We start from the raw sequence: 19,817 nt of genomic DNA, 5'->3' as shown, positions 1-19,817 counted from the left end.
TGATATAAAATCCATTAATTAACACGTGAATCTAATCAGATATTACTGATCTAAGATAAAAAATATTAATCCATTAAAACAACCTAACTCAAGATAAATAAAATAATATAGGCAAGCATGAGTAATGCTTAACTATCCTCACTTCTACTCTAATAAAGTCTTTTATTAAAAATATGATCATATTTTATTAATAAATATTATCTTTACAGATATATATATATTCTTTAATATACAGACAATCATAGTATTGCAATAATATAAAAATTCTTTAAAAGAACTAAAAACATAATACTATTACTGAATACAATGAACGTAATATAATAAAATTATGACCTGATTAAAAAATATGTAGTTTATCCAAACCCTTTTTACTTATTCTAATAATCAAAGAAATAAAAAATCAGTACATTTATAAATTAATAAGACTAACTACAGATTTCATTAAACAAGGTCAATAATCTTGTATATTCTCAAAATCACAAAAATATTAAAGTAAGTATAAAAATAAAATTAATCTTTTTAAGATTCTCATTTATTCTTAATAACAATACAGATAACTTATCTTATAAAAATTTAACATCAAAGTTATCTATATAATTTTCGACTCAAATGAAAAACTAAAATAAAATGATTGCAATAGCTAGTTAAATCAATATAATAACTATTGTATTGATTTAATAATAAAAATTAGTAAAGGGTGTTATCCATATAATAAAATGAACTAATCATTAGCACTTTTTCTTTTTTTTAGAAGAAGGTCCTCTAATTTTATTCAATATATTTCTTTACTCTACATTATTAACTAGTTAATAATCATAAATCAAATATCATTATAAAATATTACTAAGTAAATAACAATTTACCAATTTTTTTATTTTTTCTATAAAATATCTTAATAGATAAATCTACTAATAAATAAAATATTAATAATATTATTAATTAATAATTCACATTATAGCTTTTCTGCTGATTTAGAAAACCTCAACTTTTTTTGATAAAAAATAATACCCAATAATCCAGACATTAGACCAATATTAGTCTATATTTAACTTATTAGGATCAAAAGATTATATAATCAGACCAGTACCGCTACTGAATCAGTGATACTACCTATCTTAAATCAATATAGCTTAACTTATATAAAACCTCAAGTTTAATAATCAAACAATCCCTATTTACTAATAGGTGACAATTATTAATAAGAAATTTTATAGTAAAAGTGTTGTGATTAATCAATCATTTATCGTTAACTAAATATATCTAAAAAATAAAATTATAGAAATTATTTATACACAATATAGAATATTAAAATAAAATACATCCTTTTCAGTTATCTCTATTTTTTATAAAAATCTTCAATAACTATCTATAAAAGTTTTTATAGATTAGAAGAGGAAATATAATGCATGTCAACTATAATTTGATATTATAAATGAACAATAATGTTGAGTTAATATGAAATATTACCTACGTACTATCTATAATTTAATCAATAACAATCAGCTTTGTATCTAAAAATCAATATTTATATAGTGTTATTATACAAATAGATTAATCTAGTTTCACTAGATTATAGAATCCATATCATTATACTAATAATTATTAACAGTATAAATGTAATGACTCTTCTTAATTACTATAACATCTATAACTACTATTATCATATCTATACTATTAAAATATAGATCAGACTATGTTTAAGAGTAAATATAAAATAACCTTAATTATATAGATAAACATATAATATGATAACGTTGCAAAAATCTAAATAATAATTGTAACATCTTTATTGCTATTATTTGTTAATTACTTCTATATTGTCACTATAAAACAACAATTAGATTAGAAAATAATGAATCTAAATCAAGTACCAGCTATTTTTTTGATCGAGATGGAACAATTAATATCGATCACGGATACATCTCAGGAACAGAACATTTTGAGTTTATTGATGGCGCTATTGAAGCTATGCATGAACTAATAACGATGGGGTTTATTCTAGTTCTAATAACTAATCAATCCGGTATTGGTCGAGGTATATTTAGCCAAGATCAATTTATACAATTAACACGCTGGATGTCTTCTTTTTTAGAAAGAAACCATATTCATTTAGCAGGTGTCTATTTCTGTCCTCATCACCCTCATGCGCTAATAAAACAATTACGTAAATCATGCGATTGCCGAAAACCCAAACCAGGCATGTTTTTTGCTGCTCAAAAAAAACTACATATTAATATGTTACATTCCTATATGGTAGGAGATAAAATCGAAGATATGCAAGCAGCAAAATCTGCTGGAGTTGGAACAAAGGTTCTACTTCGCAGCACAAATCTAATCAATATAACAAAAGATAAAATGATCGCAGACTGGATTCTAAATGGTCTAAGAGATTTGCCTTCACGTATTAAACAGACTAAAAAATCTATTTAATTCTATCAAAATAAAATCATCCGTAATAATCCGATTCTTAAAATAATTACCTTGTAATAAGCTACATTACTAGTACAAAATACTTAATATCTTATATATTACACCAATAATATTGGTATATTATATCAGTCATCCGAATAGAAATAACTTTACATATGTAATATTGTATATTAAAAAATATAATCAATAGATATACTCTATATAACAGTGCTATTGATATATCCAATATTGAAAATAATAACACATACTGAATGATCTCTATCATTTTATTTTTGCTTCATATTATCAAGTGAATATTACTGATATTATGTTAACGACCTTGATATTAAAAATTTTATTTTTGTAGTATTTTATACTAATAATAAATATCATCTATACAAGATACTCTATAATCAAGATGAATGCCTATATACTTATACTCTCACTCTTATATATGGTATTGATACTATTTTATTTATAATCATTTGATGAATTTTTATAAAAATAATTAAAACTATTTAAATTATAAAATATCTATTATACCATAATATATGATCAAGCATCATATTGTTTATTTTTACAATTACATTGTAATATATAATATCTTAAAAACAGAAAAATAATATTAGATTATCAAGATCTATTATAATATGAATTATCATATAATGAATAGCATGATAAAGTCATGCAACTCTAATATATCTATAAAAAATTAATTTATAAAAAAAATACTACTAAGAAAATAGTAATACACTCCTTTCAGGATAGAATCCTATACTATGACACTCATAAAAACAGACTGTTCTAATATAAATGATACCAATCAAGCTACATAAATACATAAAATATTTATATTTCTATGGAATTTAAATGATATAATAGCTATTGATACTTTATCAAATTATTATCTATTTAAACTTATTTATTTTACAAAAAATAGATCTAGATATATACATTAAGATGTATTAAATGACCCAGAATAGTTAGCATCAGTTCTGATTCAGAGAATGAAAGACAAACATCTTTATTATCTAGTTTATGCAGTTTTTTTATACTTCCCAGTACGTCAGACAACACCATCGCTATTAAACCAACCAGATGGAAGGTTAAAAATGCTTATGACATTGATATACTAAAAGAAACGAATACCATGATTACCTGTCAACGTAAAGCATATAAAAAAATATGTATCTCTGTATCAGAAAATCTAACTAGAAAGGTTGATAAATTAATTCTTCCTCTTCTCTGCCTATGAAAAAGAAATAATACTAATATTTAATCCAGTAAACTACAACATTATCTATAATAACCTTATCTTGATATCACAACCTTTGTGGAAGTAACTTTACTATAAATTTCATATTGATCTCGCTAGAAGGTTTCTTTTCTAATGATTTAATAGAATGGGCATCCATGGCTAAATATCAAGCAGCTTCTATCGCTAGCTCCAATCATCTGCATAAATCATTTATTCAGATAGGATTCTTATATAAGGAGATTGCAGTATCAATATACAACCCATCCTCTTTTATTTTTAAGATTACACACAAAATTACAAGCATTGCGGTTAATAATATCCCTATAAATAATTTTAGAATACTACTAGAAATAAACTTAACCCTATAGGTCAATGTGCACTAGTATGTAAGCTAAAAATATGAAAATGAAAAATCAACTTTAAACTAAAAGATCTTAAAACTAAATATACTATACAATAGGTGTATATAGATACGTATTAGTTCATTACGATTTCATAATCAAACATTTACTTTAAAACTAAAAAAAGACATACCAATATAAGATATTAAACAATAATTAGCCGAACATAACTAGTGAGTCAAGGTTATGACCAATGATCAGAAATCACCCTAAATGCACTAACCATCAGAAATGATCTCTAGTACATAATACATATCGGTTGGTCATTTACGTGCACTACATGCGGGTCCAAAATAGCTAGCATTCTTTACTGTTGAGACTAGTTGTAATAGGGTGATACCGAGCGACTACGACACATGTTACGGATTCTGATATAACAGACTATATTAGAATGATTTTCTTTCAAAAATAAATACTTAAAAACGAGATTTTATTCTACATATTATTTTATTATATATAGAATATCATTGAATGAATAAACTATTAAATTATATATCTCTATCTAGATTAGATGATACTTTCATATGTAAATGATATATACAAAGATTTAACTATGATAATCTTTCTTACTTATGCCTGCTAATATTTCCATAGACTTTAATGGAAAAATTAAAAGATGTTATTAATAAATATGTTTATACATCATAAATATAGAGATAATCAGTCTAATCCAGTTAGACTGGTTTTAAATACCACCATCATATAGTAAATACTTAGCATTGATAAGATATCAAATTAAATCTATTTCAAGATAAAATTTAATGTATAGTGATAAAAGTTCTTTTCATTTATTCTTATTATATGCTCCACCATAGTATTGACTACAAAACAATCTAACTACTACTTATCTTATAAGCTCAATACAATACATATTATTTTAAAAAATTCACATAAAACAGATTTTAACATCAATAATCCTATTAATATCATATGTTCTATATCAAGATATACAATAACTCAATAATCTATGACAATATAAAATATCGAAATAGATAAAATAAATGATAATAAAGAAAAAAGAATACTGAACTCTAGAATAAAAATTACTTATCTATCTTGCTTCTATCCTATAACGTCCTTAGTATGCATTTTAATAGTCCATACTGAATAAAAAACACTTGATTCAATATCTCTATAGAATCTAAGATTATTCAAATATCTATATGTTATTTACGGAATCAATCAACTCTGCTTTATTAAATTATTATTAACAGGATCAGCATGATAGATATAAAACTCCTGCGTCATCAACCATACTTAGTTTCTAAAAAATTAGCACGAAGAGGTTACACTCTAGATGTTCAAAAACTTATCCAATACGAAGAAAAACGTAAAATATTACAAATTAAGACAGAAAAACTTCAAAAAGAACGCAATACCCAATCTCAATATATTGGACAAGCAAAGTTACATGGAAACGATGTTAGTCAATTCTGTCAAAAGATGAATCTAGTATCCATGCAGATTGAGATAACTAAAAAAGAACTCGATGATATCCTTATAGAAATTCATAACATATTAATTTCAATTCCTAATATCCCTTCTGATATGGTACCAATTGGAAAAGATAGCAATAGCAATAAGGAAATAAAACGCTGGGGCCAACCAAGGAAGTTTAATTTTCCTGTACGCGACCATGTCCAATTAGGTGAATTATCTAACGGTCTAGATTTTGATGCTGCAGTAAAATTAACTGGTTCACGTTTTATTGTAATGAAAGGTCAAGTAGCCCTTATGCATCGTGCTCTAAGTCAATTTATGCTGAATCTTCATACTCAAAAACATGGTTATCAAGAACTATATGTTCCTTATCTTATTAATGAAACCAGTCTAATTGGTACTGGTCAATTACCAAAATTTAGTTCAGATTTATTCCATATTTTACCCTTTAATATGAAAAACACTGGAAACAACTATGCACTCATTCCAACATCTGAAGTCTCAATAACCAATCTTATACGTGATGAAATTATAGACGGAGAAGATCTTCCATTAAAAATGACTGCACATACACCCTGCTTCCGATCTGAGGCAGGTTCCTATGGTCGTGATACACGCGGATTACTTCGTATGCATCAATTTGATAAAGTAGAAATAGTACAGGTTACTCGTCCAGAAGATTCCATGAATGCACTAGATGAATTAGTCCAACACGCTGAAAAAGTACTACAGCTACTAAATCTTCCATATCGTACTGTACTATTATGTACTGGAGATATGAGCTTTAGTTCACATAAAACTTATGATTTAGAAGTATGGATACCTTCTCAATCAACTTATCGCGAAATATCTTCATGTTCAAATATGGGAGATTTTCAATCCCGTCGTATTAAAGCACGCTATCGATATAAAGGACAAAAACAAACAAAATTAGTGCATACCCTCAATGGGTCTGGATTAGCAGTAGGGCGAACTTTAATGGCTGTGATAGAAAATTATCAACAAGAAGATGGTAGAATCGAAGTACCAATAGCGCTTCGCCCTTATATGCATGGTTTATCAATTATAGGCTAACACATAGATGAATAATTAAAAATCATCTAAATAATATAAAATCATACATATTTTTTAAATACATTATATTTATTACCAATAAAATAATTGATCTCAATAAATAGATAGAGGATTGAATTGTAAACTAAAAGAATATTTTACTAGAAAAATACATTGAATTACATAAAGACCTAAAATATATAAATAGATATATAATAAAATATATGTATATTATTTATATAATAAATAGAGTCGAAATAAAAAATTAATAATTAACAAAATAAATCTACATTCACATAAATTATTTTGATAAAAATACCAGTTCTAATATGTTTATCTAATGAATAAAAATATTAGACTATATGATAATCATCAATAAAAAAATAAAATATCTGCTATTATCTAGTGCTTATTTCGTACTAACTCTTTGTATTATTCAAACTAAATCATGTAAAATCTAATATTTTCTCATGATTTTCAAAAAAATAAATATTTAAGAATATTAATATCTCCTTAACTTGACATAAAATGTATATCAATTATAAATTTTTACATAATAACACAAATAATGATATAAAATATCATATTGGCAATAAAGTGTAGAAAATAGATAGAGTTCTTATAAAAAGAAATACTTCATGTATAAAGAAATTAATGATTATTATTATAACTCCCTTTTTAGTCTCAATAACTACTAGACCTACTACGCCAACTTTACAATTATAACAATAAATAATAAGTTGACATCTATTCTAAATCATTGTTGATAAAATGATCAAATCCTTGGATAGGCATATCAACTAGCTTGTTATGATCAAAAATAGTTAAACCTTCGCTTTTCGGCATAATTTTACCAATACAAGTATATGCTACCCCGCATTTTTTCATCTTAGCATCCAAATCTAATCGGTTTTTATCGGATATAGTAAAACATAACTCATAATCTTCTCCACCACTAAGAGCCCATTTCAAAGCCTTCCAATATGGAAAATGACCTCGAACCTCAGATGAAAGAGGTAAGGCATTCAAGTCAAGGCGAGCACCACAAGAACTAGCCTTAAGGATCTGACTCAGATCCGAAAGTAGACCGTCTGAAAGATCAATAGCAGAACTAGCTAAATATCGTAATAGTTTTCCCTGTAAGACTCGAGGAATAGGTCTTAAATGTCGTTTAATCAGTATATCTTGAATAATTGAATTATTAATTGACACTTTATTGTTTAATAACAATAAACCCGCCATACTATCACCTAACGTACCTGTGACATAAATCCAATCACCAATACATGCCCCGCTACGCCTAAGTGCGCTTCCATGAGGAACTGTTCCATAAATACCTAACGTTATACTTAAAGGACCTCGTGTTGTATTACCACCAATTAACTGTATATTATAAGAAGCTAAACCATCAAAAAAAGCATCACTAAAAACCTGTAACCACTGATCATTTACATACGGTAATGTTATTGATAATGTTAACCATGTAGGATCTGCACCTGTTGCAGCTAAATCGCTCAAGTTCACAGCTAATGCTTTATAAGCAAGATCACCAGGATTAATATCCTGAAGAAAATGAACACCTTCTACTAATGTATCAGTACTAATAGCTAAGCTATGATTCTCTGAAACATTAACCAATGCACAATCGTCTCCTATACCTTGTTCTACATCTTTTTTAGTATAGACAGCCCGATCAAAATAACGTAAAATTAATTGAGATTCATTAGTACCCATTTTCAACCTCCGAAATTTAAAATGAGACTAACTATGGAAATCAATAAAGATTATATAAAACTCTTACGAATATGTAAAGAAGCCTTATCTAATACTCCATTAATAAATTTATGACTATCTTGTGCACCAAATACTTTTGCTAGTTCTATGCCTTCATTGATAGCCACTTTATAAGGAACATCCGAACGATTATATAACTCAAATAATGCAATACGTAAGATAGCTTTTTCTACTAACCCTAAATCAGCTAAGTCACGAGATAAATGTGGCTCTATCAACCTATCTAGCTGAGTATCATGCATAACAATACCATTAATTAAATCACGAAAATAAATAATATCAATTTCTTTAATATTTTGTTCTTCCAGCACCTGGTATTCAATTTCTGAGATATGATTATGAGAAACTTGCCAAGCATAAAGCGCCTGAACAGCGCATTCTCGGGCACGACGTCGAGCAGAAGGATTCACTGAACGCTCTCTCCTAGATCAAGTCTTAATAGATTGTAATATATTAATCATTTCGAGAACCGTGATAGCAGCCTCGACACCTTTGTTTCCTTCTTTCATGCCAGCACGCTCTATAGCCTGTTCAATATTATCTGTTGTAAGAACACCAAAAGAAACAGGAATCTCACTACTCATTGCTACATGAGCTAATCCTGAACTAACTGTACTAGCTATAAACTCAAAATGAGAAGTACTACCCCTGATAACAGTTCCAAGTGCTATAATTGCATCATATTTTCCAGATTTAGCTAATATTTTAGCGACTAGTGGAAGTTCATAAGCGCCAGGAACCCAAACTACAGTTATATAATCGTCTGGAACTTGACCAATACGTTTTAATACATCAATAGCACCACTCAAAAGACAATCATTAATAAAATTATTAAACCGAGCAATAACTAAAACAATACGAGCACTTGGAGTAATAATAGCAGCTTCAATAAGATTCATGATCTTTCTTCCAAGGTTAATATTATATATGAAAATACAATTAGTATGTCATACTACTCACAAAAATGATTCAGTTTGAGTAGTAACAGTATGTGGCGTCAAAATTAGTTTGACATCAGGACCAACCTGACAAATATCAGTAAAATCAAAACCAGGAGCATCTTGTAATCTCTGTAGTGGATATATCTCACATAAACTACGTCCAGTCGAACCTATTAGTTTAGGAGCGAGATAAATAATTAATTCATCTACCAACTTTTCATTTAATAACGTACCAGCAAATTTTGCTCCAGCCTCTACTAAAATTACATTAATTTGTTTGGCTCCTAATTCTAAAAACATAGAATATAAATCAAGACGATCATCATGATATAATACATCTAACTGCTTGACATTACTTGGCCATTCTAGCTTATTATATATAGTTCGTACTAACCAGGTTTCTCCAGGTTCGTTAATAATTCGATACTTAGGGCTAATACGATTTTTATTATCAATAATTATACGAACTGGTTGTTTAAACATATCTAATGGATAAACTTCTATATTAGCACTATCTAGTTCCTGATGGCGGACAGTTAATGCTGGATTATCCATTATGATAGTAGTACTAGTGCTAAGAATTGCTGAACTTTGCGCCCGTAAATTTTGCACATCAAGCCTTGATTCCCTGGATGTTATCCACTTACTTTCTCCATTTGACACTGCTGTTCTTCCATCCAGTGACACCCCTAATTTTAATTGTATCCAAGGCAAACCTCTACGCATGCGCTTAAGAAAACCACGATTTATTTTTTCTGCTTCGGGTGCCATTAGTCCTTCAGAAACATGCAAGCCTGCCTGTCTCAATCGATATATTCCATGTCCTGATATTTTAGGATTTGGGTCTTTCATAGCCACAACTACCCGAGTTATCCCAGAAGAAATAAGCGCATCAGAGCATGGCGGAGTACAACCATGATAAGTACATGGCTCAAGAGTTATATAAGCAGTAGCTCCTTTCGATTTTTCACCAGCCATAATGAGCGCATGAGCTTCCGCATGTAGACCACCTCTGTACTGATGATAACCTTCTCCAACAATAGAATTGTTACGCACTAATACACATCCAACATTGGGGTTTGGCGCAGTAGTAAACCGACCGCGATAAGCTAGCTCTAAAGCACGAGCCATATAAACCTTGTCACTCATAATATTAATCCTAAATCTAGATCATTTGTTAAAAATTAATAGAAATATCTCCATCTAAAAATGCAATTAGATTATATAAATTTAGATTTATGTATAAATATTATAGTTTTATCTATAACTCACCCCCTATAATTAAACTAAAGAATAGACTTGTATCTAACTTATAAAGCTAGCCATAAATATTAAGTATGGTTTATGCTATTACCACTAAGTTTACGAACTTATAAATAAATATCTTTAATAAATTTTCTATAAAAGAAAATTTATTAAATCCTTTAATCTAAATTATTTTAACCATCTATCACTACTTGAAGTGTATAAATACTAGTATTGTTGAGCATCAATAATATGATTAAGAATACTAATATGATTAATGAAGAATCCATCTATCATCTGATTTAAATATATTACTTGATACTCTAATAGAAAAGAACATTAGATTCTTGTAATCTGTCTTATATTTTTAGTAAAAAATAAAGTTAACTTTCTTGATAAAGATCAAATAAAATCAACAATTGATATAATCACTCTGATCATATCAGAGATATATCATGTTTTTATCAAAAAATATTACTGTATTTTTAGAAATATATTTGAATGCATATAAAATTTTCAGTAATTTTAATCACGCGGTTATCTAAGAATATCCAGCTAAAATATTATAAGATAATATATTTTTAAACTAATCTTATACTAATTTTAAAAAAATTGTACCCGAATGATATCAATAAAACCTATATTTTCTAACATAGAATCTATTGAATAAAAGTAGAGTACATATTATATAAACTTATACAATCTGATTATAATTGTCTCTAATCCATAAGCATTACTATAAAATTTGTTATCTTACAAAATTTATCAAGAGAAATAAAATAGATTAAACAGTAAAGATTATGACTATTCTTTATTAAAGAAGCAAAGTGTTAAATTTAGTTGAATGCTATAAATTAAAATAACAACCTAACAAAAATTATAAAAAATTTTCCATAATGACCTACATCTCTATCTTCTATAATGTTAAGAATTCAAATAGTATCACTCATTAATAAGAATTAAGTACCATAATATATTAGGATATGATCAGTATATAATCATATGATATACTCTTAATTAACTTACAGTAAGAACTGATGTTCCATCACTATAAAGACAAGTATCTCATATTCACTAAAATATTTAATAAAATAATCTAGAAACCGATCTCTAATAAAATCGATCTCAATCAATCAACCATATTTCATATGAAAATTAGTAATCATAGAAATTACTATATCTATTTTTATGAATAATCTAACACTCAAATTTATCGATTATTATTGAATCAGATTATCTGACTTTCATCATTCATATAAAATCTGATCCGCATAGATCAAGATCTGTCAACTCTTTATACATAAAAATACATACTATTTAATTATCTTTTGGTCTAGTCATTACAAAGATTTTTTGGAAAAATTATCAAAAATCACGAATAAAATGCTAAGCTTATAATAAAGTATATATCTACCCTAACATAGGACAACAGTCTCTTCCTAATAAGAGATTACGAATATTTTAATATCATTAAAATACAGTTATTGAAGCTTATCACATAAATATAACGATAATATTAAAGATAATTAAATGAATATAAAATAAATAATATACTTAAAACTCTGATAAAAAACTAAACTTTGATTTCTATGCACATCTCTTTCTGAATAGATTAAATCCTGTCTTAAAAGACTATTAAAGATAGTATCTTCAACTCTTTATATTTTCGACGAAAAGACAATATATCATTTGAAGAAATTTTTACTAGTTATTGCCTTTATTCAATAAGTACAATTAGATATTTTTATAATGTGTCAGCTTATAAAACCTTGTTATTAAGCTTCAATATACTCATATAAACTATATCAAAAAAGCTAGATCACAATACTCTATTTTATATTGTTATAATAATTCTGATACCATGCAATAAAATGTGCCACACCCACTTCTACTGCAGTATGAGATACAGAACCAAGAACTTGAACTAATGAACTAATATCAGCATGTGTTCGAAGCATATCACCAGCCTGCATCGGCAACATATTCTTATCTGCTACCCGCCCTAATGCTTTTTCTAAAGCATGAATATAAGCAATCAAACTTATAGGTTTACTATTACCAATATTATAAATCTGATAAGGCACAGATCTATGAGAAATATCATCTTCTCTTTTAGTCACTACATCTTTGCGTTTATCTGGAATAATATTTTGTAAAGAAATAACAACACCAACTAAGTCATCAATATACGTAAAGTCACGCTGCATATTACCATAATTATAGACATTTATTTTTTCACCAGAAAGCATGGCTCTTGTAAACTTAAATAATGCCATATCCGGACGACCCCACGGTCCATATACAGTAAAAAATCGAAGACCAGTCGTAGGGACCCCATATAAATAAGAATAACTATGAGACATTAATTCATTAGATTTTTTAGTAACAGCATAAAAAGAAATCGGCTGAGTCGTATCATCATCTATTAAATATGGCATATTGTTATTAAGACCATATACTGAGCTAGACGAAGCATAAAGAAGGTGCTCTATTTTATTGTGACGACAACCTTCTAAAATATTTAGATATCCTAAAATATTAGAATTAGCGTATGAAAAAGGATCATTCAAAGACTTACGAACACCTGCGTAAGCAGCAAGATGTATAACACGCTGAAAATAATAATAGCGAAATAAATCCACTATTTCTTCTCGATTCACTATATCACATTTAATAAAAGTAAAGTTATCTTCCTTGCTAATAATGGATAATCGATCTAGTTTTAACATCATATCATTATGATAATTATTTAAATTATCGATACCAATAACCTCATGGCCTGCCTTTAAAAGGGATTGAGTAACATGCATCCCAATAAATCCAGCTACACCTGTAACCAAAAATCTCATGCTATCCCCATTTATTCTGAGTATTTAAACATATAATTTAACACCTCACTTTACAAAATTCTTAAATGAACTCTGAGTCTGTTATATATCTGATAAATTTTATAGTAAATCTTTCTAGAATTTATTCATATCCCCCTTGGTATAAGACAGCGAATATCACTATCAATGCTTTACTACATTCTCAATAATAATCCGTATATTTTCATCCACTAAATTAGAGAATAACTGATAAGCCTGTCTAGCTCTTTCTTGATTAGGACAACTTAAGTCCCTCATATATCCTTGATTGCGTAACGTTAATACTAAAGAACTAAAAACTACCTGATCAAAATACTCTAAAAGATTAATACCAGATAAAACAGATAAACGCTGTGCTATCATTTGACTCTGTTTTTTTAATACTCTACGGTCAATAATCGAAGAAATACTAAGAAGATAAAAGATGATAGTATAACGCTGTAAAATTATGCGACTTCCTTCCGATAAAATCTGTAAAGTATGAAAATTATCTGGATTTAATCTAAAACCACTGTCTTCTTCTATCAATAAACCCTGTTGCTCCATTTCAATAATTAACATCTCTAGAACTTTAGAAATATCATTAGTATCCCATCGCAAAAACAATTCATTTTTAATAAAAGGATAAATCACATATATTTGTTGAACAAGATCAAAATAGCTAACTACTCTATTAGTCATAAAAATAGACGCAATTAGTGATGGTATTACTAATATATGAGAAATATTATTCCGATAATAAGTAGCTAATATTGCTTGTTTAGGTTTTAGAATGATTACATCATCTATACTATCTTGAAATATATCAAATTTATCCATACTTAACGCATCATCCAATAATTCTTTAGATGTCATTGTTGGCAAAATTAACTCAGAGGAATAAGGAATGTTTCGTAATAAGCTTATATAACAATCAAGTTGTATAATTAACTGTTGACGAGATAAGGAATGAGTACGTGAAGCTAATAAAGCAGTTGAACATAGATTCATTGTATTCACTACTACAGCGTTGTTGATTCGTATCATAATTTGCTGTGCAATATTATCAACTATTTCTGTTAACCAGATAGGTCGTTGAGATTCTAGTGCATTAATATCATTTCGCCAATCTGGAATGCGCTCAGTTAAATAATCTTCTAATACAAATGGATCGCCAAAATTTATATAACTTTGACCAAGATTTCTTAAACAACATAACGCTCGTAAAATTGATATAACCCCCTCTGTTTTTTTAGTCGTGCCACGTAATTCATTAGCGTAAGTTTTAGATTCTACAATATGTTCATAACCAATGTAGATCGGTATAAAAACAATTGGACGATAGCCGCTACGAAGCATAGCCTGTATTGTTATAGATAAGATACCAGTTTTTGGAGTTAGTAAATAACCAGTACGTGAACGTCCTCCTTCAATAAAATATTCTACTGAAGCCCCAGAGGTAAAAAGATTAATTAAGTACTGACGAAAGACCGTAGCATAAAGCTTATTTCCCCTAAAAGTGCGGCGAATAAAAAATGCACCTAAATGCCTAAAAAGAGAACCCACTGGCCAGAAATTAAGGTTAATACCAGCAGCAATATAGGGTGGAACCAATCCCTGATTATAAAGAACATAAGAAAGAAGCAGATAATCTATATGGCTACGATGACAAGGGACATAGACAATCTCATTCCCAGCTTGTGATAAATATCGCACCCTCTCAACTCCATTAATATTGATACTTTTATAGAGTCGTTTCCATGTCCATCTCATCACTGGAGCTGTAAAATAAAGAACTATATTAGATGGATTAGAAGCAATTTCTTCCATAATATCTACAGCGTTCTTTTTTGCTTGCTCTTTGGAAATTTGCTTGCTGTAGGCCTCGTCTTCTATAGCTTTTTTAATTACTCTTGATTTCAATAATTGATTAAATAAATTCTTACGAACTGGTAAATCCGGACCTACTACGGCTAGTCTCTGACGGAAAAAATACATGCGAATCACTCTAATAAGTCCCTTAGACACTCTCTGTTCTTCTTGATGATCCATAGTAAAATCACGTAACGAATCTAACCGCGAAAAACAAATAAAGCTGTTTCGACCTAAAAAGAGTACAATTAAAAATTTATGTATACTATTTAAAATTACACGAACATACGTGTTATTATGATTCTTCTTTTCATACGCTAAAGAGCGACCAAATATGATAGAAACAAACACAACTTGAATATCAAGCCCACTGTATTTACGTTGTAACTTGAGAATGTGATGGAAAAGATTAACTACATCTAAAAACTGAAAGACATCAGGAAAAATTCTTTTTTTTTATGAATAAATACAACATGTGGAATTTTCTTATCATCAATCTCCCATGTTCCTAGTGGATCAGGAAGATTTTTCTTTCGACACTGCGCTTGCAATGTAAAGAGATCAACCTCTGATTCATTAGATAAAACGTATATCACTGGCTGAGATATACTAATCCCCAACTCAAATATTGGATTATCTGGAATGACTGTGCTGTTTACTAAAATTCTGATAAAAAATGTCCATAATTTATAGTATAAATTACGCCAATCCAACATAAATTATACACAACCTCTTTAAAAAAATTAAAAAACTATCATAATAGGTTAATCAAATATGACGTTTTTATTAAAAAACCTAATCATGACTATCGTTATATATTCATTAAGTATCTTATTATTACTAACCACACATACTAATCAAAAAACTGTAATAAATTAGAATTATATTGAATAACATCAATATCCTATAATTATATTTCCTTAACATGTTTATTGCTCTTAATAATTGAAATAATTCAACACCCTATTTATATCATCTCAGTAAGATTTGCTACCACTAAACAGGTTATAAAAATATAGATAATGATTTACTCAATAAAAACTATCCTCTTTTTTTTAAAAAAGAAAAATTTTTTATGTTTTTATAAATTAATATTAACATGCCCTGTACTTCACTCATAGCTTAATCATCCTATTATAGATTACTACTTTAATCTTCTATCTATGGTACTACTTAATCAAGTATATATAATATATCTCTATCTGTGCTTCCATATAATCTAGAATAAATCATTATATAATAATTAGAAATTATAATGAATTAATCATAATCCAGTTACAGTATGAAATATAAATATTAAAATTTAGATTTTATTCTAATAAATCGCATAAGAACTACTTTATATCCACTTTAATATCAAAAACACATCTGTAATCTATCAACAGAGACATTATGTCCAATCTCACTAAATGTTCTCTTTTATATAAAACAATTACAATACATAGAAAATTAATATTGTTCTCATCAAATCATATAACTCTGACATCAATCATAAGATTAATGAAAGGTTAAATAATCTGTATACGGATGTATATATTTTATTAAAAATAAAAAATCAAGTAGTCATTTTATTACTTTATAAAAAAGTAAAACACATCATGTGATATAAATATCATGATCCTAAGTAAAAACAGATTATCTACTAACGTAATATACAATAATGCCCTTCTTCCGAAAACTAGATATAATATGTTAAACACTTAAGCAAATACTACAAACAAACTAATAAATAGCTTGATCTATATAAAATTGTTCTACTTATCTTCACGATCTCCAATAAAATCCGATAACATTATAGTAAGATTATGTTTTAACATTGCTTCTAGAAAAAATCAAATCTATAAACATGCCTTTTAACCCCAATTCTATAAAAAAACGCGCTCTTAATCTATTATGATAGTGAGGATAAAAAAATCTATCATTATAACAACTTTATTAGGTATAGATCCTAACATGAATGAAGTTTTTAATGTAGTTATCTCTCATCTATCTCATTTATAGATAAAACAAGAAACATCATATGAAAAAGAATAATAGCTTATCTCAATAGAGATAACCCTAAGTAAAGAATTATATCTCTTACAACATGATCATTCGGTAAAGCGCTTAGTATAATCATCAATAGACCATGATCTAAAAAAATAAATATAATCTATCTGCTTAAAAATTAATAGATTTTCTTTAAACATAGAATGAAAACGATACGCTTATCTATAAATCTGAAAAAATTTTTCTTATATCAATCTAATGATTGAATCAAAAACACGAAAATTAATTTTTACCCTTCCTTTGGTAATAAAAGACAAATTTATGTCCTAAATACAGGCAATATCAAAGCAATCCTTCACATTAGTATTAGAAAAAAATTCTAAATTAATAAAAACTTATCATACATAAAAATATAAATAAAAAAATCAATTCAACCTGTTATATTTTAAACACCGTAGACAAATCACAATAAACAACTTCTTCAGTTTTTATATTACAACATAAATCTCAATCAACAAGAAATTAACATCTTGATGATGATATAAATTATCACTTATACAACATATTAACTTAAATACCATTCCTGTAAGGAGATAATAACCTATGCTATTAGTCACTGTATTATATACATTAATTTTATTGATTTATATAAACAATCTGATAATTTAATTCAAATTTATTCAGTTCATACTGAATTAAATAAAATTAAAACTCCATAATAGGAAAGAATAATATTTGTTTTTATTCGGTAAGCGTTCTTTTCAAGAACCAATCATATAATATAAACCATATAAACTAGAATTATTATAAAAATAACTAACCAACTAAAAACTAGGTTTAAATTTTTTCTGATAAAACAAAAGTAAATTTAGTAAAATCATCATTAGTACAAATGATTTATCATATAAATAATAAGAAATAGACAATATATTGTTTAAGATTATATACAAAATAACTAATTCTCATAAATAATAAATAACATCAACAATCGATAAATAATACTGGAAATAATCTCAGTATTATTCTATATAACATATAGAGCTAGAATAACTAAACACTATAATATCTAACCGTTTTAATACATAAAACATTAGTTTCTAAGAATGAATACACTTTATTCATAGAAATATAAATTATCTAATTATTTCATCTTTATTAACTCTCCTGATAAAGAGATGCGGAAAATATTTTGACAAAAAAATAGTAAAGGATCATCCATTTTACTATCACTATAACCAATTTTAATTATTAAAGGTTTACCAAGTTGCAACTCTAGTTGCAAAACTTTTTGATATCCAACACAACGAATTAACAATACTCTACCTCCACAAGATCTCACCATCTGACTAGCCAGAAGTTTAACTCTAGGTAGAAAATACGAATCACCATAAACCATCTCTACTAGATGAAGCGGTGAGCCGGTAATTAACCAAACCTCAGTATCTACAGCAGAAAGATGATCTATGAGATGTTGTCGTACTTTCGGAAAAGGTGTGAGATGTTGTCTAAACCAATTAGAAAATTCCTCTTCTCTTTTTGACAGACTTAACTCACTATGCCCAAATGTAATAGACCAAAGTAGTAGACTGGTTGACCATCGTGATGAGTAACCTTGTACTAATAAAACTAATCCAATTATCGGTAAAGTAAAAATTAGCAAAAATAGGTTATATGGATAACATCGTAGTAACCATAATACAAAAGAACAAAACATATCCTCTCGATGTAAAGTGCCATCAAGATCAAAAAAGATCACGCACTTTCCGTATCGACTCGTCACTATCCTTAAATCCCTTTTGGTTTTTATTCAAAAAGAACTAATAATGAAAGATAATAGATACCAAATTCTTACAGAAAATGACCATATATAAAACATTATTATGCAAATCTAAACTATCTCATAAACTATTAACAATATGCAATGAATCAATTATCATCGTAGTTATATGGAATTTCTCTTATAGAATGTTTTATTTATCACAATTAGTCTTTGTATTCATTCACTCTTCCATCAACAATAAGATGGAACCATTAGAATCCAGTTCACCAATCATTTTTTGAAGAAATCATATGTATTTTACATACTCATAAAATTTTTTATAAAATATGTATTAGATGACGATATTAATTATCATGACTTTTAGTAAATCTATATGAAGACTAAAATTACATTTTCTATAGAATACAATATCTTTCTAACTTTTTAGAGAAAGGCAATGATTATAAATAGCCTCTTTAATTAACTTTTGCAACTCACCATTCTCAAACATCTCTACCATAATATCAGAACCTCCATGTAATTCACCACTAATCCATAACTGAGGAAAAGTTGGCCAATTAGCATACTTTGGCATTTCAGAACGAATATCCGGATTTTTGAGTATATCAATATATGCAAAACGCTCTCCGCATGCCTCCAAAATCTGTACAGCCTGAGCCGAAAAACCACAACTTGGTAATCTAGGAGAACCTTTCATATATAAAAGAATAGGATTCTCAGCGATCTGTCGCTGAATTTTTTCAACAACACTCATTACTTTCCTCCTTAATACACTAGATCTTGATAATG

At 27.7% G+C, this 19,817-nt stretch carries 10 protein-coding genes and 1 pseudogene; 3 read left to right on the top strand and 8 right to left on the bottom strand.

The window, feature by feature from the left end; translation table 11 throughout:
- The first annotated feature begins 1,836 nt into the window (after window positions 1-1,836).
- The 3 genes from gmhB to serS all read left to right on the top strand — a co-directional run bounded on the left by gmhB (window position 1,837) and on the right by serS (window position 6,582).
- Entirely contained in the window at window positions 1,837-2,430 is a 594-nt protein-coding gene (gene gmhB / locus ERCIPICE3303_RS00925) for a D-glycero-beta-D-manno-heptose 1,7-bisphosphate 7-phosphatase (protein WP_157991285.1), read from the top strand.
- A 1,392-nt stretch (window positions 2,431-3,822) separates the two neighbouring features.
- Complete coding sequence (locus ERCIPICE3303_RS00920) at window positions 3,823-4,035, top strand: hypothetical protein (protein WP_157990879.1); 213 nt, start codon at window positions 3,823-3,825, stop codon at window positions 4,033-4,035.
- Between the two features lie 1,254 nt (window positions 4,036-5,289).
- Window positions 5,290-6,582, top strand: coding sequence for a serine--tRNA ligase (gene serS, locus ERCIPICE3303_RS00915; RefSeq protein WP_157990878.1), 1,293 nt, complete (start codon window positions 5,290-5,292; stop codon window positions 6,580-6,582).
- Window positions 6,583-7,308: 726 nt separating this feature from the next.
- Here the strand turns inward: serS and thiL are convergent.
- The 8 genes and pseudogenes from thiL to grxD form a co-directional block, all read right to left on the bottom strand.
- Complete coding sequence (gene thiL, locus ERCIPICE3303_RS00910; protein ID WP_157990877.1) at window positions 7,309-8,295, bottom strand: thiamine-phosphate kinase; 987 nt, start codon at window positions 8,293-8,295, stop codon at window positions 7,309-7,311.
- Window positions 8,296-8,345: 50 nt separating this feature from the next.
- On the bottom strand, window positions 8,346-8,765 hold the full coding sequence (gene nusB / locus ERCIPICE3303_RS00905) for a transcription antitermination factor NusB (protein WP_157990876.1): 420 nt from the start codon (window positions 8,763-8,765) through the stop codon (window positions 8,346-8,348).
- Between the two features lie 18 nt (window positions 8,766-8,783).
- Window positions 8,784-9,254, bottom strand: a complete 471-nt coding sequence (gene ribH / locus ERCIPICE3303_RS00900; protein WP_157990875.1) for a 6,7-dimethyl-8-ribityllumazine synthase — start codon at window positions 9,252-9,254, stop codon at window positions 8,784-8,786.
- Window positions 9,255-9,311: 57 nt separating this feature from the next.
- The gene (ribD, locus tag ERCIPICE3303_RS00895) at window positions 9,312-10,445 is read right to left on the bottom strand and encodes a bifunctional diaminohydroxyphosphoribosylaminopyrimidine deaminase/5-amino-6-(5-phosphoribosylamino)uracil reductase RibD (protein ID WP_157990874.1); all 1,134 of its coding nucleotides are present in this window, start codon (window positions 10,443-10,445) and stop codon (window positions 9,312-9,314) included.
- 1,925 nt (window positions 10,446-12,370) lie between these two features.
- Window positions 12,371-13,390, bottom strand: a complete 1,020-nt coding sequence (locus ERCIPICE3303_RS00890) for an NAD-dependent epimerase/dehydratase family protein (protein WP_157990873.1) — start codon at window positions 13,388-13,390, stop codon at window positions 12,371-12,373.
- A gap of 162 nt (window positions 13,391-13,552) precedes the next feature.
- Window positions 13,553-15,975 (bottom strand): annotated as a pseudogene (gene plsB, locus ERCIPICE3303_RS00885) (glycerol-3-phosphate 1-O-acyltransferase PlsB).
- Window positions 15,976-18,389: 2,414 nt separating this feature from the next.
- Window positions 18,390-19,028, bottom strand: a complete 639-nt coding sequence (locus ERCIPICE3303_RS00880) for a haloacid dehalogenase-like hydrolase (RefSeq protein WP_157990872.1) — start codon at window positions 19,026-19,028, stop codon at window positions 18,390-18,392.
- A gap of 415 nt (window positions 19,029-19,443) precedes the next feature.
- Entirely contained in the window at window positions 19,444-19,782 is a 339-nt protein-coding gene (gene grxD / locus ERCIPICE3303_RS00875; RefSeq protein WP_157990871.1) for a Grx4 family monothiol glutaredoxin, read from the bottom strand.
- Window positions 19,783-19,817: the final 35 nt, after the last annotated feature.

Source organism: Candidatus Erwinia haradaeae (assembly GCF_900699015.1).
GTDB lineage: Bacteria > Pseudomonadota > Gammaproteobacteria > Enterobacterales > Enterobacteriaceae > Erwinia_E > Erwinia_E haradaeae_E.
This window is presented reverse-complemented; position numbering and strand designations above follow the sequence as displayed.